The 22259-nt window shown below is 37.1% G+C and carries 17 protein-coding genes; 11 read left to right on the top strand and 6 right to left on the bottom strand.

Translation table 11 applies throughout. The annotated features are described in order from the left end of the window. The first annotated feature begins 157 nt into the window (after window positions 1-157). The 4 genes from SAGCYANO_RS04700 (at window position 158) to SAGCYANO_RS04680 (ending at window position 7410) form a co-directional block, all read left to right on the top strand. Window positions 158-1297 (top strand): TIGR03364 family FAD-dependent oxidoreductase, encoded by a 1140-nt coding sequence (locus SAGCYANO_RS04700; RefSeq protein ID WP_202219010.1) that lies wholly within the window; start codon window positions 158-160, stop codon window positions 1295-1297. Window positions 1298-1675: 378 nt separating this feature from the next. Further along, window positions 1676-3082: a hypothetical protein gene (locus SAGCYANO_RS04695; protein WP_202219009.1), complete on the top strand. Its 1407-nt coding sequence runs from the start codon at window positions 1676-1678 to the stop codon at window positions 3080-3082. Between the two features lie 1178 nt (window positions 3083-4260). Further along, the gene (locus SAGCYANO_RS04685) at window positions 4261-5265 is read left to right on the top strand and encodes an RNA polymerase sigma factor, RpoD/SigA family (protein WP_202219007.1); all 1005 of its coding nucleotides are present in this window, start codon (window positions 4261-4263) and stop codon (window positions 5263-5265) included. A 1686-nt stretch (window positions 5266-6951) separates the two neighbouring features. Next, on the top strand, window positions 6952-7410 hold the full coding sequence (locus tag SAGCYANO_RS04680; RefSeq protein WP_202219006.1) for a hypothetical protein: 459 nt from the start codon (window positions 6952-6954) through the stop codon (window positions 7408-7410). Between the two features lie 192 nt (window positions 7411-7602). Here SAGCYANO_RS04680 and cobO read toward each other — a convergent pair whose 3' ends face one another. After that, the gene (gene cobO / locus SAGCYANO_RS04675; RefSeq protein ID WP_202219005.1) at window positions 7603-8211 is read right to left on the bottom strand and encodes a cob(I)yrinic acid a,c-diamide adenosyltransferase; all 609 of its coding nucleotides are present in this window, start codon (window positions 8209-8211) and stop codon (window positions 7603-7605) included. Window positions 8212-8950: 739 nt separating this feature from the next. Here cobO and SAGCYANO_RS04670 point away from each other — a divergent pair. The 3 genes from SAGCYANO_RS04670 (at window position 8951) to SAGCYANO_RS04660 (ending at window position 13952) form a co-directional block, all read left to right on the top strand. Continuing rightward, a complete protein-coding gene (locus tag SAGCYANO_RS04670) occupies window positions 8951-10243 on the top strand; it encodes an ATP-binding protein (RefSeq protein ID WP_202219004.1) in 1293 nt (430 codons plus the stop codon). Window positions 10244-10562: 319 nt separating this feature from the next. Further along, window positions 10563-10712 carry a hypothetical protein gene (locus tag SAGCYANO_RS04665; protein WP_202219003.1) on the top strand — a complete coding sequence of 50 codons (150 nt, stop codon included), beginning with the start codon at window positions 10563-10565 and terminating at the stop codon, window positions 10710-10712. 384 nt (window positions 10713-11096) lie between these two features. Then, the gene (locus tag SAGCYANO_RS04660) at window positions 11097-13952 is read left to right on the top strand and encodes a tetratricopeptide repeat protein (protein WP_237395797.1); all 2856 of its coding nucleotides are present in this window, start codon (window positions 11097-11099) and stop codon (window positions 13950-13952) included. 1037 nt (window positions 13953-14989) lie between these two features. On the opposite strand, the gene SAGCYANO_RS44095 is transcribed toward SAGCYANO_RS04660, so the two are convergent. The 5 genes from SAGCYANO_RS44095 to SAGCYANO_RS04640 all read right to left on the bottom strand — a co-directional run bounded on the left by SAGCYANO_RS44095 (window position 14990) and on the right by SAGCYANO_RS04640 (window position 17299). Then, a complete protein-coding gene (locus SAGCYANO_RS44095; protein ID WP_237395796.1) occupies window positions 14990-15217 on the bottom strand; it encodes a hypothetical protein in 228 nt (75 codons plus the stop codon). 77 nt (window positions 15218-15294) lie between these two features. Beyond that, complete coding sequence (locus SAGCYANO_RS44090; protein WP_237395795.1) at window positions 15295-15624, bottom strand: hypothetical protein; 330 nt, start codon at window positions 15622-15624, stop codon at window positions 15295-15297. A gap of 418 nt (window positions 15625-16042) precedes the next feature. Beyond that, window positions 16043-16153 carry a DUF29 domain-containing protein gene (locus SAGCYANO_RS44085; protein ID WP_237395794.1) on the bottom strand — a complete coding sequence of 37 codons (111 nt, stop codon included), beginning with the start codon at window positions 16151-16153 and terminating at the stop codon, window positions 16043-16045. A 352-nt stretch (window positions 16154-16505) separates the two neighbouring features. Further along, window positions 16506-16841 carry a XisI protein gene (locus tag SAGCYANO_RS04645; protein WP_202219002.1) on the bottom strand — a complete coding sequence of 112 codons (336 nt, stop codon included), beginning with the start codon at window positions 16839-16841 and terminating at the stop codon, window positions 16506-16508. Between the two features lie 80 nt (window positions 16842-16921). Next, window positions 16922-17299 carry an element excision factor XisH family protein gene (locus tag SAGCYANO_RS04640; RefSeq protein ID WP_202219001.1) on the bottom strand — a complete coding sequence of 126 codons (378 nt, stop codon included), beginning with the start codon at window positions 17297-17299 and terminating at the stop codon, window positions 16922-16924. 665 nt (window positions 17300-17964) lie between these two features. Here SAGCYANO_RS04640 and glp point away from each other — a divergent pair. The 4 genes from glp to SAGCYANO_RS49925 all read left to right on the top strand — a co-directional run bounded on the left by glp (window position 17965) and on the right by SAGCYANO_RS49925 (window position 21979). Beyond that, entirely contained in the window at window positions 17965-19200 is a 1236-nt protein-coding gene (gene glp / locus SAGCYANO_RS04635; protein ID WP_202219000.1) for a gephyrin-like molybdotransferase Glp, read from the top strand. 327 nt (window positions 19201-19527) lie between these two features. Next, window positions 19528-19680, top strand: coding sequence for a hypothetical protein (locus tag SAGCYANO_RS04630; protein WP_202218999.1), 153 nt, complete (start codon window positions 19528-19530; stop codon window positions 19678-19680). Between the two features lie 442 nt (window positions 19681-20122). Continuing rightward, window positions 20123-20755, top strand: coding sequence for a response regulator transcription factor (locus tag SAGCYANO_RS04625; protein WP_202219021.1), 633 nt, complete (start codon window positions 20123-20125; stop codon window positions 20753-20755). 1059 nt (window positions 20756-21814) lie between these two features. Next, entirely contained in the window at window positions 21815-21979 is a 165-nt protein-coding gene (locus tag SAGCYANO_RS49925; protein ID WP_202218998.1) for a hypothetical protein, read from the top strand. Window positions 21980-22259 lie beyond the last annotated feature (280 nt).

The raw sequence follows: 22259 nt of genomic DNA, 5'->3' as shown, positions 1-22259 counted from the left end.
TTGGTCTCATGGATATGGTTAGCAAATCCATCCATCCCACCCTTCGGGAAGCTGCGCTAACGACCGCTTTTTTCTCCTTAAAATTAAAAGGAGAGGCTTTAAATCAAGAGCGCGATTAATTATCAATTATCCATTATCAATTATCCATTAGTAAAATATGACTCAAATTCATCAAGCAGATGTTATCGTTGTCGGTGCAGGTATCGTTGGTTTAGCTCACGCTTTAGCAGTTGCCAAACGCGGTCTCAAAGTAGTAGTCTTTGAAAGAAACCCTTATGCAGTAGGAGCATCTATTCGTAACTTTGGTATGATTTGGCCAATTGGACAGCCAAAGGTCAAATTACGCGATCGCGCTCTCAAATCAAGAGAAATTTGGTTAGAAGTCGGAGCAAAAGCAGGTTTTCATTTAGACCGATGCGGTTCCCTACATCTTGCCTACCGAGAAGATGAACTACAAGTAATCAAGGAATTCATAGAAACTACAACTCAACAAGAGCAAGAAACATTAGCTTTGCTCACACCCGAGCAAGTAGCAGAAAAAACTCCTGCCGTAATTACTGACGGTTTATTAGGAGCATTGTGGAGCGCAACAGAAATAATAGTTGACCCCAGAGAAGCAATAAAAAAAATACCTGGTTTTTTATCAGCAGAATACAATGTAGAGTTCAAATTCGGCACAGTTGTTACAGAAATTTCTCATCCTTATCTCACAGCAGGTGGAGAAAAATGGCAAGCAGATCGTATTTTTGTCTGTAGCGGAACTGACTTTGAAACCTTATATCCTGATACTTTTGCCAACAGTGGAATAACGAAAGTCAAATTACAAATGATGCGAACAGTACCTCAACCTGAAAACTGGCGTGCTGGTGTAGCATTATGTGGCGGGTTAACCTTGACTCATTACACTTCTTTTGCCCATTGCCCATCTTTGGCAGCACTCAAAACCAGAATTGAAACAGAAACTCCCCATTTTCCTGAGTGGGGAATTCATGTGATGATGTCACAAAATGCAGCAGGTGAATTAATTATTGGTGATTCCCATGAATACGGTTTAAACCCAGAACCTTTCGACCGAATACAAATCAATCAATATATATTAGATTACTTGAAAAAATTTGCTCAGGTTCCCACACTAGAAATTGCCGAAACTTGGCATGGAGTTTATGCCAAACTTCCAGGCAAAACTGAATTTATCGCTCAACCAGAAACAGGAGTCACAATTATTAATGCCTTGAGTGGAGCAGGTATGACTTTATCCTTTGGTTTAGCAACAGAAGTAGTGGAAAAAATGCTGTAATTTTTTCTACCTTAATTTCTTGAGAGAAAAAGCCAGAAATACTGGTTTTTTTATCTTTTTTGGGTTTATAGCAAAAGGAAGAAAGAAGAAGAAAAATCCTACGTTGTCTGATTTTTAATACCATTTATGAATAGTAATGCTATGTTTGATTACCATCTCCCCATCTCCCCATCACCCCATCTCCCCATCTCCCCATCTCCCCATCACCCCATCACCCCATCACCCCATCTCCCCATCTCCCCATCTCCCCATCTCCTCATTGAAACCTTTTTAACCATAAATAAGTCTTATAATAATAGTAGTTTCTTAAGTTGAAAAGACTTTGCAAATGCCTAAAAACTTGAGAATTCATCAACATAATCTAAAAAAACATCAACAATGACAGAAATTTTAGCACTTCAAATTGATTCCAATCAAATTAATCTTGTACCAGGATCTACCGTTTCATTATTAGGCACTGTAGGAGCAACAGAAGGTTTTGACTCTTATGACATTACTATCAATGAACCTCAATTATTAGAAGTTAACTTATTCGATATTATCACCAGTGCTGATATCTCAATAAATGATAGTAATGGAAATCCTATTCCTGCTGGACCAGGAAGTCAGCCACTTTCTACCCCAGAGAATTTTACAATTCCTCTCAATCCTGGTAACTATCAAGTATTAGTATTTCAACCACTTAATGACTTTCCTCTAGGAGGTACAAATTATCAACTTGATTTAGTCTCTATTCCCTCCAATAACCCACCAGTCAACCCACCAGTCAACCCGCCAGTCAACCCTCCTGGTTTTACCGATAATAGTAATGACAGTATAAATACAGCAACTCCTTTAGGTCGTATAGTTCCCGAAATACCCATAACTCGCTCGGCTACAATTAATGATTTTGACACAGTAGATTACTATCGCGTTACAGTTGACCAACCCATAGCTTCAGGAGTTGCCTTGCAAAATATTACTGGCAATCTTGATGTAGATATATTAGATAGCAATGGTAACTTAATTGCCAGTGGTAATAACCTGGGGTCATCAAATGAGGCATTTCAGGCACCTTTCTTTACCCCCGGCGAATATTTTATCAATGTTTTTCAGACTACCCCTGGCATTACCAGTAACTATGATTTAAGCTTGTTTCCAGCAAGTGCAAACATTAATCCTGCGCCACCCCCTAATCCTCAACCAGTTCCACCTAATCCTCAACCAATACCACCAAACCCTAACCCACAACCACAAATCATCAGTTTTGATGGACAGATAGATGGAAGTGATGAAGTTGTGAGAAATCGTGAAGACACAAGTTTCATTTTTAAAGAAGATTTTCTGTTAAATGCTACACCAGGTGTTCCATTAACAATCGATCTGACCGGTATAAATAGTGGTTTTGACCCTTTATTAGAAGTTTATCAACTTCCCTCAAATTCTCCTGTGCTTGAGGCTAACCCACCTGCCATTCTAGTTGCAGCTAGCGATAATAGTGGTGGTGGTGTTAATGCTAGAATTGGGCCGGGAGCGCCATCAGATGTAACAATTCTTTCACCAGGAACCAATACTCCCATAAGTGTTCCTGCGGAGTTAACTTTAGCACCAGAGTTTCAATATCTATTGCGCCTGACTTATACAGAGCTACCTATTATTCCGATTGGAGGTTTTTCCTTAAATGCAAGTGTCCCTGATGGTTTTATTAGTCTTGCTCCAGTCAGATTAGGAGTTACTGTAGCCGATCCAATTGTGGCAGGAGATCCGTCAATCAATCAGTTTTCTGATGGAGGAAGTTTTTTCTAACTACTCAAGACTTACGCAAATTAACGTTGAAAACGCCATCTGTAGGGGCGAATGGCATTTGCGCTCCGCAAAGCTCCGAATTGCGCCCTCACTCCATTTACTGTCTGTGCGTAAGTCCTGCTACTTATAACAGAAGGAAAAAGAAAGAAGGAAGAACAAAGAGATGGGGAGATGGGGAGTATTTTTCAACCTGCTTGGTGCGCGTTCCCTCTCTTGGTCAGCATTCCCTCTCTTGGTCGGCGTTCCGCAAGCGAGCTGGCGTCGTCGCGGGGTCTGACCGCTTGCGCCGTGGGACGGTGAGTGTAGTGCGTTGGGCGGGTTCCCAAGGGGGGTGTTGCTGAATACTGGGATGATTTCGGCGCTCCACGGGGACACACCGGACACACCGGACACGGGGATTATGGTTTCTGCTCTGGTGACAAAATCATCCCGCAATTATGCAATGCCCACAAAAAAGTTAACTCAATAATTTATTTCTTGTGATTGATGCAAAAATCAGCTTTTTATGCTACACTGTAATACATTATTAGAGAACACTAAAAAAATCTATAGTTTTTAGGTGGTATAGCACTACGCAAATAGCTTAGGACGTTTATAAATGCTCAAACTTAGTCAGGGATTACTTTTAACTTTTGACTTTTAACTTTTGACTTTTGACTTGTATATATGATTGACTTTTGTCAAATGCTGAGAATAGTTCGGTTATCTCTCTGTTCCGAGAGTTGCCTCTTAGGAGCTGCTTGAGCCATTATCAATGTATAAGAAATAACTCGAACAATAATTTTACCAAAGTTTTGCGGAAATAGTGACAGATAGATTGTAGTTAATCTAATCTGCTAGCAGTTTTAAGGACAAATTAAAATTTCTACCTACAGGATGAACATTCCGCCTTTAAATTTAGTCTAGATTTGTATTACAAATAAGGAAGGCGGACTCATACTGAGTTTACTTTAGAAATAAAATATAATCATTATCAATGTAAAAAATGTAAAAATCAAACTTATCTTATACGTCCATTTAGCCAAGAAAAAAAGTTCCAACTATAAAATTTTCACCACTTGATGGCATTTGTGTAGGAATGGGAAAGCTGATTCTCATGTAGCTGTATCTTAAATTATTCCCACTGTAGGAACACACAATAACTACTGCGATATTTGAAATAAGGAGTTTATGAAAAAATGTCAACACTAAATCAAGAAAAGAAAACTAAAAAGACAAACAAATTAACTGCTAGCTCCTACTCCTCAATGGATACAGTTCGTACTTATCTACATGAGATTGGCCGTGTACCACTTCTGACTCGTGAGGAAGAAATTGTGTATGGCAAAAAAGTTAAGTACATGATGGAACTTTTGGAGTCAAAGGAAAAATTAGAAGAAAACCTAGACAGAGCAGCAACTCAGCAAGAATGGGCAGAATATGTACAGCTAAATGAAGAAGCACTAAACGAAATAATTAAGCATGGTCGCCGTGCCAAGCAAAAAATGATTGAAGCTAACCTTCGCTTAGTAGTAGCGATCGCTAAAAAGTACCAAAAACGAAATATGGAATTCTTGGATCTGATTCAAGAAGGTACTTTAGGTTTAGAGCGAGGAGTAGAAAAATTTGACCCCATGCGAGGCTACAAATTCTCTACCTATGCTTATTGGTGGATACGTCAAGCAATTACCAGAGCGATCGCACAACAAGCTCGTACTATTCGCTTACCCATTCATATTACTGAAAAACTCAACAAAATCAAAAGAGTTCAGAGAGAACTAATTCAGAGCTTGGGTCGTAACCCAACTCCTTCTGAGATTGCTGAAGCTTTAGAATTAGAGCCTTCTCAAATTAGAGAATATCTCTTGATGGCCCGCCATCCTATATCGTTGGATTTACGAGTAGGAGATAATCAGGACACCGAACTGCAAGAACTTTTAGAGGACGAAGCATCTTCTCCAGATGACTATATTACTCGTGAGTTGTTGCGCCAAGACTTAAATACTTTACTAGGAGAATTGACAGATCAACAACGTAATGTATTAAGATTACGTTTTGGTCTTGAGGATGGTAAAGAAATGTCCTTGGCTAAAGTAGGAGAGAGACTACAACTAAGTCGCGAGCGAGTCCGTCAACTAGAACATCAAGCTCTGGCCCATTTGCGTCGTCGTCAAGCTAAGGTACGGGAATATGTCGCTAGCTAGTGCCGCTACGCGGAAGTTAGAAGTCAGAAGTCAGAAGTCAGAAATCAGAAGGATTGATTTGTAAGGCTTTTAGGGTTTTGTAACTGGTCAGTTATTTCCGCCTTCCTGTACTAGGTATTAAAATTAGCATAAAATCGATCTCTCTATTTTTATAGCAGTTTTCGAGCCTTCCTTATAGAGATAGTTCTTTTTAATGATTATCTCTACAAGGATTTTTTTTGATTTATTTTCTATCTTTAGAAACTATTTTTTAACAATTAATAATTAGGGCTTACCGATTAAATCTAAAACCATTGACTTATGAAGACAAGTGCCTTTTTAGTGCCTTTAAAAAGTGCCTTGTATCACGTCTAAAACGCTCAAAAAGTTAGTATTTTAGGCGCATAGTTGGGCAGAACAATCTTGGGACAATTCTTACTCCTATCTCTTCTAAATTCCCCTAACTCCTGTCTTCCCCTCCGGTGGAGGGGAGGGGTTATATCATGTCCGGATAAGAGCGATCTGGAAAAAACTTATCATGAGTGCTTCAACAGTAAATCTTTCTATTTTCCCCTCCACGGTCGGGGGAGGGGCGAGGGGTGGGTTCCCTACTCCCCTACTCCCCGTACGGACGCCCTTATGCAACGTCCCTACCCGCTCCCCTACTATCTTAATTATAAGTATTCAACCGGACATGATATTAGGGGTGGGTTGTCTCCTGTCTCCTGTCTCCTGTCTCCTGTCTCCTACCCCATAGCAAAGGAGTCATATCATGTCCGGTGGTATCGGTATTTTCAACAATTAATTATTAATAATTAATATAATGTTCCCCCTCCGGGGAGCTACACTAACGGATAATTAGTGATAAAAAAACTTTATCCCTTTTAACTTTTTCTTCCCTTCTGCCTTCCTTCCTCCAAAGTGTAAATATTCAAGCGAAAATCATATAACAATTACCTCTGTTTGAAAAAGAGGATTTACTAATAATGAAAATTTTTTCTTCTCTTGGTCTCATAGATATGGCAAGGTCTCCTCCCCATCCCACCCTACGGGAAACTCCGAAGATCGACCGCTTGTTTCTTTTTTTAAAGGAGAGGCTTTAAACCTTAATTATTCGGTAAACGCGAAGGTAAGGAAGAAGTAATATCATGTCCGGATAAGAGCGATCTGGAAAAAACTTTCTCTTTCTTCTTCTTTCTTTCCTCCTGACTCCCCTTCCCCTCCACCGGAGGGGTTAGGGGTGGGTTGGGAGGGGTTAGGGTGGGTTGACTCCTGACTCCTGAGTCCTGAGTCGTTTATTTATAACTATTCAACCGGACATGATATAAGGCTTAATATCAAGTCTCATTAATTAGTGATAATAAAAATGTTTTCCCCGATCCATTTCTCCCTATTTCCTATTCCCTGTTCCCTGTTCTCTAAAATTTTTATTGTGGGTATTTGAAAGAGACATGATATTAGTAACTGTTGAAAAAAAAGAACTTTTCTACCGGATTATATATAATAATAAATTTGAGTGAAAAGGGGTAGGGAGTAGGGGGTAGGGAGTAGAGCAATATAGAAATGTCCTCGCCCTATTTGCATAGCGCTATATTTGAAAAAAAACTTTGTTAATAGTTGAGAAACTAACACAAATTGTTAAAACAATAGATTTTTACCCTTTTATAAAGATATGATAATGGTGTAGATAACAATTAAGTAATATTCGTGATTTTTAGGTTAGTGGCGATCGCCACCTACTTAATATTGACCTATAGTTCAGTAGATAGGCCAATAGTACAGTATAAAACTATTTCTCTTAAATTTAAAGAAGAAAGGCCCAAGTTTTCTTCAAAAACAGATGACGATCGTACATTGCTGAGTGATGGAATTTACCTTTTTGGTCAGTCTCCACGGCCAGAGCAAATTCAGAATGAGTATTTTGTATTCAAGCTACAAAATGGTAAAGTCATAGGCGCTGTTTATTTACCCCATTCAGCTTTTTATTGCTTTTATGGAATTTATAAGCAAAATAGCTTAGATGTAAAAGTTGTAGATAGTTATGATAATAGTGCTTCTGATTACATAGTAGATTTACAAAAATATCATTGGATCGACCGTGTTAGTGAAAATGATGCCAGAATATTAAGTACTTGCCAAACTAACTATCAAAATTTGGCTTGGTAATTTAAATTATTAATTATTAATTATTAATTATTAATTATTAATTATTACCTCTCCTTTAAAACGGATAGGATTGACGCTTAAGGAAATTTTTTCTTTTTATCTCTTTAAAAGGGAAGGCTTTAAACAACAATTTTTCGTTTAATATTACCTAAATCTAACTAAGTCAAACCCTAAATTTGCTCCTTGCAAATATTAATATTCAATACCGGGTTGCGCCCTCACACCTTGTTCCCTAAAAGGATGCTTAATCATCTTCATTTCTGTAACTAAATCTGCCCTTTCAATTAATTCTGGAGGGGCACCCCTACCTGTCAGAATAACATGAGAATCTTCTGGTTTCTCATCTAAGCCAGCCAACAAATCTTCTAACTTTAAATAACCCAATTTCAAACTAACATTAACCTCATCAAGTAATACTAATTTAAAATCTGGGTTACGGATATAAGATAAAGCCAAATTCCAAGCTTCATAAACTTTTTGAATATCGCGATCGCGGTCTTGAGTTTCCCAAGTAAACCCTTCCCCCAAAGCATGAAAAGATATTTGTTCGCCCCATTTAGTAAACACAGATTTTTCTGCGGGTTCCCAACCACCTTTAATAAATTGAACAATTGCCACTCGATGACCATGACCCAAGGAGCGCATTACCATACCCAATGCTGCGGTAGTTTTGCCTTTACCGTTGCCAGTATTGACAATAATTAAGCCTTTTTCACGAGCAGCTTGAGATACTCGTTGTTCTTGTACTTCTTTGCGGCGCTGCATTTTCTGTTTATATTGTTCGGCAGTTAGGGATGTCATTTCAGTTATCAGTTAACAGTTATTAGTTATCAGTTTACAAAATAGCTTTTTATCATAATTAATCTTAATTTGTCAACTGAAGAAGGAAGAAGGAAGAAGGAAGAAGGAAGAAGAAAGAAGGAAGAAGGAAGAAGGAAGAAGGAAGAAGGCTTAATATCATGTCCGGTTGAACATTTATAAATAAACTACTCAGAATTCAGCAATTCTGCAATTCTACAATTCAGGAGGGAAGAAAGAAGAAAAGAAGGAGAAAGTTTTTTATCACTAATTATCCGGACATGATATAACAGCAAGAAAAAAAACTTATAGCGTTTCTCAGGCTAATTCTGAGAAGTCTCATTTGCTAAATCACGCGCCCCCGCGCATCCCCCACGCATTGGGGGAATTTTACCAGCGAATGGATTCTTGTTCCCCCCAGAATTGGGGGGCTAGGGGGGCAAAATTCAGTATTAAACAACTTTTTATATCATGTCCGGATAATAGCGTGATGAAAAAACTTATCACGAGTGCTTAAACAGTAAATCTTTCTATTTTCCCCTCCAGGGAGGGGGAGGGGCGAGGGGTGGGTTCCCTACTCCCTTTTCCCCTCCAGGGAGGGGGAGGGGTTAGGGTGGGTCCCCCGCTCCCCTACTATTTTAATAATAAGTATTCAACCGGACATGATATTAGATATCCTCTAAAAGACTTTTTCAGCAAACCCTAAATAGTATAAATTTAAAGAAGAAAAAATTAAAGTCCAATGGATAATTTATTAGAGTCATTTCGTGAAGCTTATAGAAACCTGGAACTTCTACCACTGCTGACACCAAAAGCATTAGCAAAATTTCGGGTCGAATATGGTACTGAAACTATTGAAGAGTTACTACAGTTGGTAGAAGATAGTCCTTCTGGGGATAGTAAAATAATTTTTGCCGGGCATCGTGGATGTGGAAAGTCTACTCTTTTAGCACAATTTTGTCGGCAGATAGAGGATAAATATTTTGTGGTATTTTTCTCTATTTCTGACTCTATCGAAATGTCTGATGTTAATCATATTAATATTTTGTTCGCGATCGCTGTTCGTTTAATGGAGAAAGCACAAGAGCAAGAGGTAAAAATTAAATCTTCTACTAAAGACCAATTTTATAAATGGTTTGCTAAACGAACTCGAACTGAAACTGATGAATTTAAAGTTGAAGGAACTGCTGGTTTTGACTTATTTAAAATTATTACTGGAAAATTAAAAGCTGATGCCACTATTAGAGAGGAAATTAAACAAGAATTTCTCCGAAAAATTTCTGATTTAATTGCGAGAATAAATGAAATTGCTGCTGTGGTAGAGTCGGCTTCTGAAAAAGAAATTTTAGTAGTTATTGATGATTTAGATAAAATTGACCTTGCCGTGGTGCGACAGGTTTATGAAGAACATATCAAAGCATTATTTCAACCTAATTTTAGAATTATATTTACTGTGCCAATTTCGGCTTTGCGGGAAGTCCGTACTATCTCAACTTTGCGTACAGAAACTAATAATCAAATTGTGACAATGCCTGTTTCAAAACTTTTTAAACAGGGAGAACGTCGCCTACCTAATGCTGTACCAATACCAGAACCTACAGCTATGTTAACTAATATAATTTACAAACGAATTTCTCCTGAATTAATAGAGCCAGAAACTATTAAAAAAATTATTGTTTATAGCGGTGGAGTATTGCGGGAGTTAGTCAGAATAACTAACGAATGTTGTCGGATTTGTCTCAGGTTGATTCGGCGCAGACCGGGGGATTTAGAAATAAAAATTAATGGTGAAGTATTAGAGGAAGCACTAATTAATATTAGTATTGACTTTGATACTCCAATAGGTACGAAAGATTATGCAATTTTGCAGCAAACTTATCAAGATTTTATGCCAGCAGACCCTCAAGAAGAACGTTTTTTAGATTTATTGCACGGGTTATATGTTTTAGAATATCGCAATGCTCAACTATGGTATGACATCCATCCAATTGTTACCGAACTTTTGCAGAGAAAAGGTGAATTAATGAATAATTAATAATTAATAATTAATAATTATTCATTAATGATTAATAACTGAAAAGTACAAATTTCTTCTAAATAATGATTAGCTTTCAAGACTAAAAGCATTACTGGAAAAAACTTATAGCACCTACAAGTATGAATAGAAAGTTTCTAACCTTTAGATAGCTGAAAGCCTTAGCTAGGAATAAATATTGCTAGAAGTTTGGTAAGCATTTCCTGCGGAATGCTTACGAAGTTTGCACTGTCTAGATTAATAATTAAATAATTATGGTTTAAAGCCTCTCCTTTTAAGAAAAAAAAAGCGGTCCTAGCGCAGCTTCCTGTAGGGTGGGATGGCGAGGTATCCTCACCATATCCAATCGACCAAGAGAAGAAATGATATCAAATCCGGTAGCATCGGTGTAATTAGATGGGGAGATGGGGAGATGGGGAGATGGGGAGATGGGAGGATGGGGGATGGAGAAATATTTGGTAATCGTTGAAGATGAAACATTTTTTTATACCGAATTAAACGGATTTGATATGATATTTTCTTATATTCAATCAATAACGGTTTTAACCAGAGGTAATTATCAATTAATGAAAATAGACATCTCCAGTCTTAGACAGAGAAATTCTTTTCCCTCTGTTGTCTGTTGCCTAAAAGCGATAATTTTTTGGCTTTATTCATGCATTGAGGGTGCATCTCATATTTGCAAAAATACTTTTTTTCCTATATATTCCCTGTTGCCTGTTGCCTTTCGGAGCTGTTGCCTAAAAGCGATAATTTTTTGGCTTTATTCATGCATTGAGATGCACCCAAAATTGAGATGTACCCGATAAATTTCTCCCTATTCCCTATTCCCTATTCCCTACTCCCTAGAAAGATGCAAAATCAAAATAATTATGACGATTTAATTGTTTCTATTCAGGCAAATTATCAATCCTTAAATATTCTGATTGCCGTATGTGACTATAGTCAATATCGAGAGGAAATAATTCAAAAATATGAAATAGAATTATCTCCTAATATTCCTTGTTATCGAGTTCAGTTGGCAAAGGGAGAACCTAGTCTCAGGGCGGCTATTTCTCAGTTGGTAGAAACTGATGAATATTTACAGGCAAAAAAGCAAGCTGTGATTACTGTTACTGGTACAGAAAGTTTGCGTTTTTTAGCTTTTGATGGGGAAAAAACGGAACAGGAAAAGTTTTTTGGTTACTTACAGTGGACTAGGGAAGCTTTTCGACAATTTCCCTTTTCTATTGTGCTATGGGTGACGTTTCAAATGGCAGCAAATCTGAGTAAAAAAGCTCCTGACTTTTGGGCGTGGCGCAAGGGAGTTTTTCGGTTTATTTCTCATCAGAAAAAAGCTATTCCTAGTCAAGATGTGGATTTTTTACATAAGTTTTTTCCAGAAAGATGGAGTGAAGTAGATGAGGATGACTCCCATTTTTTGCCAGTGGCAGACTTGCAAGAATTAATTGCAGATATTGAACGGAAAAAGGGAGATAAAGATGTTAGTTTGGTGACTTTGTATGGAAATTTGGGAAAGATTTTTGGCCGTCGGGTCAAGCGTGGGGAATGTGAAAATTATCAGGAGGAGAGGGATAAGGCGATCGGATATTATCAGAAGGCAATAGCTTTGCAACAAGAGTTAGGGGTTGAGGAGGAACTTGCTAACAACCTCAACCATTTGGCTCTTTTATATAAATCTCAAGGGAGATATTCTGAAGCTGAACCTTTGTACCAACAAGCAATAGAAATAGACAAAATTGCTCTACCAGAAAATCATCCATCCCTTGCCACCGACTTCAACAATTTGGCTCTTTTATATAAATCTCAAGGGAGATATTCTGAAGCTGAACCTTTGTACCAACAAGCAATAGAAATAGACAAAATTGCTCTACCAGAAAATCATCCATCCCTTGCCACCGACTTCAACAACTTGGCACTTTTATATGAATCTCAAGGCAGATATTCTGAAGCTGAACCTTTGTATCTACAAGCTATAGAAATAGACAAAATTGCCTTACCAGAAAATCATCCTTATCTTGCCTTTAGTCTCAACAACTTGGCAAATTTATATGAATCTCAAGGGAGATATTCCGAAGCTGAACCTTTATACCAACAAGCCATAGAAATAGTCAAAATTGCTTTACCAGAAAATCATCCATCCCTTGCCACCCACCTCAACAATTTGGCAAATTTATATAAATCTCAAGGGAGATATTCCGAAGCTGAACCTTTATACCAACAAGCCATAGAAATAGTCAAAATTTCCCTACCAGAAAATCATCCATCCCTTGCCACCAACCTCAATAACTTGGCACTTCTCTACAAATCTCAAGGAAGATATTCCGAAGCAGAACCTTTGTACCTACAAGCTATAGAAATAGACAAAATTGCCCTACCATCAAATCACCCAAAGCTTGCCACCCATCTCAACAACTTGGCAGAATTATATCGTTCTCAAGGGAGATATTCCGAAGCTGAACCTTTATACCAACAAGCTATAGAAATAATCAAAATTTCCCTACCAGAAAATCATCCATCCCTTGCCACCCACCTCAACAATTTGGCAAATTTATATGAATCTCAAGGGAGATATTCCGAAGCTGAACCTTTATACCAACAAGCCATAGAAATAGTCAAAATTTCCCTACCAGAAAATCATCCATCCCTTGCCACCCACCTCAACAATTTGGCAAATTTATATAAATCTCAAGGGAGATATTCCGAAGCTGAACCTTTATACCAACAAGCCATAGAAATAGTCAAAATTTCCCTACCAGAAAATCATCCATCCCTTGCCACCAACCTCAATAACTTGGCACTTCTCTACAAATCTCAAGGAAGATATTCCGAAGCAGAACCTTTGTACCTACAAGCTATAGAAATAGACAAAATTGCCCTACCATCAAATCACCCAAAGCTTGCCACCCATCTCAACAACTTGGCAGAATTATATCGTTCTCAAGGAAGATATTCCGAAGCAGAACCTTTGTACCTACAAGCTATAGAAATAGACAAAATTGCCCTACCATCAAATCATCCAAAGCTTGCCACCCATCTCAACAACTTGGCAGAATTATATCGTTCTCAAGGGAGATATTCCGAAGCAGAACCTTTGTACCTACAAGCAATAGAAATAGACAAAATTGCTCTACCAGAAAATCATCCATCTCTTGCCACCCACCTCAACAACTTGGCAAATTTATATGAATCTCAAGGAAGATATTCCGAAGCTGAACCTTTATATCTACAAGCAATAGAAATAGACAAAATTGCTCTACCAGAAAATCATCCATCTCTTGCCACCCACCTCAACAACTTGGCAAATTTATATGAATCTCAAGGAAGATATTCCGAAGCTGAACCTTTATATCTACAAGCAATAGAAATAGACAAAATTGCTCTACCAGAAAATCATCCATCTCTTGCCACCCACCTCAACAACTTGGCAAATTTATATGAATCTCAAGGAAGATATTCCGAAGCTGAACCTTTATATCTACAAGCAATAGAAATAGACAAAATTGCTCTACCAGAAAATCATCCATCTCTTGCCACCGACTTCAACAATTTGGCAAATTTATATAAATCTCAAGGAAGATATTCCGAAGCTGAACCTTTATATCTACAAGCAATAGATATGTTAGAACAAACATTAGGTCAGGAACATCCTCATACTAAAATTGTGCGAAAAAATCTCGAACTTTTTCGGCAACAACAACAGAGCTAGACAGGAGCTAGACGCGGATTTTGCCACGGATGCACGGATGATGCCGAATGATTAATCCCTTTATCCGTACCCGAATCTGTGTCTAGCTACTGATAACTGATAACTGAGGAAGAGCGATCGCTGATTTTTCCGAGATTGAGATTTTATTGATTTATTGGACAATAGTTAGGGTTTGCTGACTAATCATTAAAGTATTAACAGATAAAGGTTTCAGCATTTTTATCCTTGAAAATAAACTGCCCTGGTTTCAGCTTTTTCCGAGATTGAGATTTTATTGATCTATTGGACAATAGTTAGGGTTTGCTGATTAATCATTAAAGTATTAACAGATAAAGGTTTTAGCATTTTTATCCTTGAAAATAAACTGCCCTGGTTTCAGCTTTTTCCGAGATTGAGATTTTATTGATCTATTGGACAATAGTTAGGGTTTGCTGACTAATCATTAAAGTATTAACAGATAAAGGTTTTAGCATTTTTATCCTTGAAAATAAACTGCCCTGGTTTCAGCTTTTTCCGAGATTGAGATTTTATTGATCTATTGGACAATAGTTAGGGTTTGCTGATTAATCATTAAAGTATTAACAGATAAAAGTTTCAGCATTTTTATCCTTGAAAATAAACTGCCCTGGTTTCAGCTTTTTCCGAGATTGAGATTTTATTGATTTATTGGACAATAGTTAGGGTTTGCTGATTAATCATTAAAGTATTAACAGATAAAAGTTTCAGCATTTTTATCCTTGAAAATAAACTGCCCTGGTTTCAGCTTTTTCCGAGATTGAGATTTTATTGATTTATTGGACAATAGTTAGGGTTTGCTGATTAATCATTAAAGTATTAACAGATAAAAGTTTCAGCATTTTTATCCTTGAAAATAAACTGCCCTGGTTTCAGCTTTTTCCGAGATTGAGATTTTATTGATTTATTGGACAATAGTTAGGGTTTGCTGATTAATCATTAAAGTATTAACAGATAAAAGTTTCAGCATTTTTATCCTTGAAAATAAACTGCCCTGGTTTCAGCTTTTTCCGAGATTATCGCTATTGTGTAAGTCGTGATTCATTCTCCTGTTTTTCATCTTCCTCTTCTACTAATTGAACCAAGTTTTCTAAAGCACCGTAAACCCTGAGAAGATTATCTATGGTGAAATTCCCAGAATCTTTGATAAAAGTGTCTGCTACAAGTTTGCCGAATTGCCATAAATTACCGTCTGTAACTATTCCATAGACTACCCTTGGGAAGTTATCATTTATTTTTTGTGACGCCAATAACTCCGCCAGACATTGCCCCCAACCTTGTTCAAAATCATTTTTCTTAGCTTCAACAACGATAACAATTGGTTTTTCTAATACTGTTTTACCAAGTTCAGAACGTCGTGAAAAAAGATAGTCTGGTGTTCCTGATAGAATTTCATCATAAGAAATACTTTTGCGAATCCAAAATGAATATTTCTGATAATATTTTTATATACTTCCCGCAATAATGGAGAGATTATAGTTTCGCTGCGAGATGCTTCTGAAGCAAACAAATCTATGTGTTCTTTATTAAATTCAAAATCTTTGATAAAACTGTCTGATGGCAATAATTCCTGACTAACTATAAAGTTCTCTTCGGAGTATTTAATTCTATACTTTTTTTGTACATCGGAGATTGTCTTAAAATCACTAAAAGCCATATTTCAGCTCCTCATAATAAATTCCGGCATTGCTGAATTAAGGTATGAAAGTAGGTTTATAGGGAATAGGGAATAGGGAACAGGGAACACTTAACTGGGAACAGTTAATATTAACAAGTAGTTCAAACCATCCAAAAGATAAAATCAAAAATACAATATTATCAAATCATACCCAGAATCAGCAATGCCTAAATTCCTAAATTAGAAAGCGAGTTTGTATTTTAGATATCATAATACAGGAAATAGGCAATAAGCAATAGTTAGGAGTTAGCAAAGCCCGAATCTGTGTCTAGCTGATGCACCGATGATGTCAAATAATTAATCCGTTTATCCGTGTGCGAATCTGTGTCTAGCGCGATCGCTATTTCCAGTATGTTTCAAATAACAAGGAATTAATATTAGTATTAAACGCCAAAAATCAGGGAAATTCAGTTTCTTGATACTCAAATTTTACATCATCTAATGCGTTAGTATAAACCTTAGCCAATACTTCTTCTAAATAAGGTTTGAGGCTTGGATAATCTGTCAATAATTATTGAATTTTTCGCCTTTGTTCTCTAATTGTAACTTCCCATCCATGAAAATTTTAAGGACTATATCTAAGCATTCAGCCATCAGCTATCAGCTATCAGCTATTGCTTTTAGTTTAGGATAAAAGCTTTATTAATTGAGTGACAATTACAGCATATTAGCTCGTATCTGAAGTACAGATATTAACAATTAAATATTTATAGTGTGGGCATCTTGCCCGCGATTAGTGTGCCTCACTCTTGGTGGAATCCGCTGTAAATTTTACGCCTAAAAGCTGGCTTTAAAGTCTGTATATTAAAATCCCCTCATAAAAGCTGATAGCTGACCGCTGACCGCTGAATGCTTAACAATTAAACAACTCCATAATCATTATATTCCCGCATTTCAGGAGCTTGAAATCCCAGAATAATATCTTCTTTTGGCACTCCTCGCTCCACAAGTTTTTCAGCAATTCTCATTTCCTTCATATTTTGCTCTATCCAAATCTTTTCTCCCTTAATATCCAAATGTAAAACACAACCATAAGCTCGCCGATAACCATCCCATCCTACATTCATAACCATATAATGGTCTTGTTTTGTATCAAAAACCGTGTAATTATCTATCTGAGCATTTGCTATAGGGATGCCAGCATAAACTGTTAATAAAGACTGAATAATATTGCGATAAGATTCTAAGGTATCCATCTTACAATTACCTCCTGTTTTGAGTCATAAATAATTAGTTTTATTTCATACCTTTCTAAAGATATTGGGGCAAATTATCGCTAAAAAAAAGTGTCATAAGCAACCACAGGTATTGCTAAATATAAAATTCGTTTTGGGTAACAAATTTCTAAAGCTAACCGATAATTCAAGAATTGTCCTAAAGCATTATGGTAATCTGTTAATGGCGAATCACTCAAAAAAGTTTTAATCTCAACTGCAATCTTTTCTTCACCGCGCTCTGCTGCTAATAGTTGCTCTGCACCTAGATCAATTTCAAACTTAGTTCCGCCTACTTCCAGTAGTAGGAGATCATCGGTTATCTGCCATTCCTCCTTTTCCAAAGCAATTCTAACCACAGCATGAAATTTATCCTTTTGCTTGGCTAATTGATATTCAGCGACAGCGAATCTGGGTTTGGGAAAACCAAGAACTACCATTGGTCTTTGCTGGAACTGAGATACTCCCCACTCTTGACAATATCTCAGATTTGACAGTGGAAAAAGTCATCGCTATGACCCAACAACGATAAAGCTAGACAGAAATTTAGCCACGGATGGTCATTTCAGTTATCAGTTATCAGTACCTCAGCAATTTTCAATAATCTGAAAAGCACTCCAAAGTGAGTTGTAGGTTGGTTTTCCTTCAGGTCAACCCAACAGTAAAATGAAAAAAAATCATTTTCTAAAGCTCAAAAAAAATCCCAGGTTGAGGGGATTGCATGAGGAAAAAACCTATGATAGTATGTAATTATTGGGAGGCGCTCGCCCCTATACATGACTTTTTATTCAACAAAGAAACACAACCAAGAAGCGATCAGACTCTTGAGGAAGCACAAAACAACTAGAAAGCGATCGCTAACTCATCGTGAACGCCTACAAAATCATTTTCTAAAGCTCAAAAATTTTCCCAGGTTGAGGGGATTGCATGAGGAAAAAACCTATGATAGTATGTAATTATTGGGAGGTGTTCGCCCCTATACATGATTTTTTATTCAACAAAGAATCAAGAAAAACTTGAGACCCTCTACCAAGAACAAAAACAAGAGAAAAAGGAAGTCAAATACAATCTATAATCAAAATAACCCAAATCTTATAGATTGAAAATGCTACCAGTTGACCAAGCAGAGTCAATCATTTTAAACCTAGTACAACCCTTAAATACCCAAAGGGATGTAGAAAAAGTAGACCTCCTAACCTCATCGGGGCGCATATTAGCCACCCCAGTCACCAGTAAGCTTGATTTTCCCCACTGGGATAATTCAGCAATGGACGGCTATGCAGTAAAATTTACAGACATCAAAAACTCCAGTCCCGAAAATCCAATAACCTTGGAAATAATAGAAGAAATTCCAGCCGGGTATCAACCTCAACAGCAAATTCGATCAGGACAAACAGCTCGTATATTTACAGGTGCTTGTATGCCTAGAGGAGCAGATACAGTAGTCATGCAAGAAGTAACTCAACGACAAGGCAACAAAGTACTCATCCAAGAAACTCCAAGACCCCAAGAATTTGTACGATATCGAGGTTCATTTTATACCGCTGGTACTCCCTTACTCCACCCAGGAATTATCTTAGGTGCTTCAGAAATAGCAGTATTAGCAGCACTTCAATGTCCGGAAATAACAGTGTATCGCCCACCTAAAGTCGGAATATTATCCACAGGCAACGAATTAGTCACACCAGACCAACCCCTACAACCAGGTCAGTTAGTAGACTCAAATCAATATGCCTTATCAGTAGCTGTAGCACAGACAGGAGCAGAAGTAATACGACTCGGAATAGTGCCAGATGAACCAGAAATTTTGAAAAAAACCATAGCTGAAGCAATAACAAGTACAGATTTTTTACTTTCCACCGGAGGAGTATCAGTAGGAGACCATGATTATGTAGAAGATATTCTCACAGAGTTAGGAGCAGAAATTCAGATTCATTCTGTAGCAGTTAAACCAGGAAAACCATTAACTGTTGCTAAATTTGCTGATACTCAATGTGTCTATTTCGGTTTACCAGGAAACCCCGTTTCAGCTTTAGTTAGTTTCTGGCGGTTTGTCCAACCAGCACTCAAAAAATTGGCAGGAGTAGAAAGAGCAGCATGGGGACCAGAATTTGTAACGGCGCGATCGCTTCAAGATTTACACTCCAACGGTAAAAGAGAAACTTATCTATGGGGTCAGCTAAAATTAGGAAGAAATGGCCATGAATTTCAACTTGCGGTAGGCAGTCACAGCTCTGGAAATTTAATTAATTTAGCGGGTAGTACAGGTTTAGCAGTTATACCATTGAATCAAACTTCGATCACCGTAGGCGAGTCAGTACAAGTGTTAAAAATAAGTTGACGATCGTCAACATCAGGAAAATAAAAAGGTAATTATGGAACAGTTAATAACCAGTCACTTCAGTTATCAGTTATCAGTTAACAGTACCTCCTGTAATCGGAAGGCAAGAAAATACGGAATTCTCTTTTCTCTTGGTCCCATGGATATGGCTCCGAGACCTGGCCACCCAACCCTACGGAAAGCTCCGCTTTTTCCGTTTGTCATGCTGCGCAAACATTTTGCCCTAGCAAAACGACCACTTTTTATCCCCTGAAAAGGGGAGGCTATTGACCTTATTTTTTGCTCAACAAGAACAAATACGAAATCAGGAAAAATTAAAAAGTAATTATGGAACAGTTAATAACCAGTCACTTCAGTTATCAGTTATCAGTTATCAGTTATCAGTTAACAGTACCTCCTTTAATAGCTATCCCTGATAAGAAACTCCTGAAAACCTTGTGGGGAGAAGGGGAGCAGGGGAGAAGGGAGAAAGAATCATAGTAGATAGGAAAAACTACTCAAGTTATCAAAAAAATGTACTTTTTAATACACTTTTTCTCTGACAAAAACCTTTTAAAGACTTGTACATAACTTTTCTATTTTGTCAAGTTTTATGTTAAGTAAAGATATTTATAAAGCATAGCTTTAATAGGAAGGCAAGAAAATATGGAATTCTCTTTTCTCTTGGTCTCATGGATATGGCTCCGAGACCTCGCCATCCCACCCTACGGGAAGCTCCGAAGATAGAACTCCGTTCCGAGATACGCGTTTCGCGTCAGCGTTGCGTTGCGCCAGCTTTGCGAAGCAAAAGCAAACGACCACTTTTTATCCCCTGAAAAGGGGAAGCTATTGACCTTATTTTTTGGTCAACAAGAACAAATACGAAATCAGGAAAAATTAAAAAGTAATTATGGAACAGTTAATAACCAGTCAACAAGAGCAAATACGAATTTTAATTGTCGATGATGACCCAATGATGCAACTTGGGTTAGAGCAAGTTTTAGGCGATCGTAACAATATTGAAGTAGTAGGTTTAGCAGAAAATGGTAAGTTGGGTGTGGCAGAAGCGATCGAAAAAAAACCAGATTTAGTAGTTATGGATATTGCTATGCCAGAACTTGATGGTATTGCAGCTACTCAGCAAATTAAGGAAAAACTCCCAGATACACGGGTGGTTGTACTTACATCTCATGATAGTCAGCAAGAAGTTATGGGTGCATTATCTAGTGGCGCAGATGCTTATTGTGTAAAAGGAGCGAGTGTAGAAAGGTTAATATCTGCTATTACTGCTGCTATAGATGGTGCTACTTATCTCGATCCACAAGTGGGGCGAATGGTGATTCAAAATTTGCAAACAACATCGCCAGCAGTGCCAGAAAATTCGGCTAATTTGTCATCTAGAGAATTAGATGTTTTAAAATTGTTGGTAGAGGGTAAGACTAATACTGAAATTGCTAAAGACCTTTTTTTGAGTCCCAATACTATTAAAACTCATGTTAAAGGTATTATGAATAAACTAGCAGTTGATGATCGAGTTAAGGCAGCGGTTGTTGCTTTGAGAACTGGTTTGGTTTGAATTTGACTTTCAAAAATTTAGAATTTAGAATTTAGAATTTAGAATTTATTCTTATAAAAAGAGGATTGGATCAAAGGATTTTTTTCTTTTTCTCCATGAATGGAGAGGCTTTATACCTAAATTTTTCGGCAATTAATTTATTTTAGAAATTAATTTTTATCTATGAATTTTATTTAATTAGAGTGTAGAGGAAAAAATGAAATATCACGCATTTATATCTTTTTAGAAATTTGTTGGGTGGGAGCTACTCTTTGCATTTTTAGTAGACAAATTGGAATTTTGCGCAGACAAGTTAGAAAGAAGAAAAATATGGTCATAAATTATCAAGTTGTAACAAGAAATAGTAGATAAAAATAGTAGTTTACCCTTTTATGGAGATGGGGAGATAGTTATAGAGAATTTAATTTTAAAAATGTACAATTTGATAACCGGATTTGGTATTAATTGTTTGTAGTAGAGCTTCAGGCAATATATAATCAGGCTAAAGCCCTATTACAATCTAGTGTCAGTCTGTGGAGCGACCGTAAGACCGAAGGTAGTCCTGTATATGTAGTGATATGTTAATATAAGCCATCAATTTCTGACATTAATCTCTGAAATATTGAACTTCGGCCTAGTTTAAAATCAAAAATTTATTTGGTAGGCGATCGCTTAATATAACCAACCACTAAGTTATGAATAAATCCACCCTAAATATCATACCAAAAATCATGCTAATACACACTTCAACAATTTTTCATTAACATCTAATCCCATGCCAAATAATGATTTAATTTGTCCAATTTGTGGTAGTAGCTATATTGTTAAAAACGGAACAATTCATAATAAAAAACAGAAATATCAATGTCAAACCTGTAATATAATGTCCGGATAATTAGTTATAAAAAAACTTTCTCCTTCAACTCCAGTTCTTCTTCTTTCTTCCCCTCCACCGGAGGGGTTAGGGGTGGGTTGACTCCTGACTCGGTCCTTCCCCTCCTGGGAGGGGTGGGTTGACTCCTGAGGACTCCGTAGTTATTTATTTATCACTGTTCAACCGGACATGATATAAAAGGCAATTTGTCCCCAATAACTCCAAAGTATACATCAACAATCACTGCCATTGAATTGATTGATAAATTATTACTAGAAAAAATCAGTTTGCCTGGCATTATTCGTATAACAGGTGTATCTGAAAAATGGATACAAAATTACGTCAATCGTAAGTATGCTGGCGTTTCATAGTCTGTTCAATGTACTAAAAAAAACCAGGAATACTGACCATTGAGTGTGATGAAATGTGGTCATTTGTTGGGAATAAAAACAACAAACAGTGGTTATAGCTAATACCAATTTGAAAAAAGAATGATATGAAAAGTGCCACTCTATCAGATATTCTTAAAGATAGTGACTATCGTGGATTTTAGATAGTTATTTATATCGTTTTTACCTTTTTAAAAATATTTCCTTCTTCTTCCTTCTTCCTTCTTCCTTATTTCGTACGGACGTTGCATGGAACGTCCCT

This window comes from Okeania sp. KiyG1 (assembly GCF_014132355.1).
Lineage (GTDB): Bacteria > Cyanobacteriota > Cyanobacteriia > Cyanobacteriales > Microcoleaceae > Okeania.
This window is presented reverse-complemented; position numbering and strand designations above follow the sequence as displayed.

Bases quoted from the DNA above. Each gene is read 5' to 3' on its own strand.
- SAGCYANO_RS04700 (WP_202219010.1), top strand. From the start codon at position 158: ATGACTCAAATTCATCAAGCAGATGTTATCGTTGTCGGTGCAGGTATC.
- SAGCYANO_RS04640 (WP_202219001.1), bottom strand. From the start codon at position 17,299: ATGGTAGTTCTTGGTTTTCCCAAACCCAGATTCGCTGTCGCTGAATAT.
- glp (WP_202219000.1), top strand. From the start codon at position 17,965: ATGCTACCAGTTGACCAAGCAGAGTCAATCATTTTAAACCTAGTACAA.
- SAGCYANO_RS04670 (WP_202219004.1), top strand. From the start codon at position 8,951: ATGGATAATTTATTAGAGTCATTTCGTGAAGCTTATAGAAACCTGGAA.
- SAGCYANO_RS04630 (WP_202218999.1), top strand. From the start codon at position 19,528: ATGGAACAGTTAATAACCAGTCACTTCAGTTATCAGTTATCAGTTATC.
- SAGCYANO_RS44090 (WP_237395795.1), bottom strand. From the start codon at position 15,624: ATGGCTTTTAGTGATTTTAAGACAATCTCCGATGTACAAAAAAAGTAT.
- SAGCYANO_RS04685 (WP_202219007.1), top strand. From the start codon at position 4,261: ATGTCAACACTAAATCAAGAAAAGAAAACTAAAAAGACAAACAAATTA.
- SAGCYANO_RS04695 (WP_202219009.1), top strand. From the start codon at position 1,676: ATGACAGAAATTTTAGCACTTCAAATTGATTCCAATCAAATTAATCTT.
- cobO (WP_202219005.1), bottom strand. From the start codon at position 8,211: ATGACATCCCTAACTGCCGAACAATATAAACAGAAAATGCAGCGCCGC.
- SAGCYANO_RS04660 (WP_237395797.1), top strand. From the start codon at position 11,097: ATGCAAAATCAAAATAATTATGACGATTTAATTGTTTCTATTCAGGCA.
- SAGCYANO_RS04665 (WP_202219003.1), top strand. From the start codon at position 10,563: ATGGCGAGGTATCCTCACCATATCCAATCGACCAAGAGAAGAAATGAT.
- SAGCYANO_RS04645 (WP_202219002.1), bottom strand. From the start codon at position 16,841: ATGGATACCTTAGAATCTTATCGCAATATTATTCAGTCTTTATTAACA.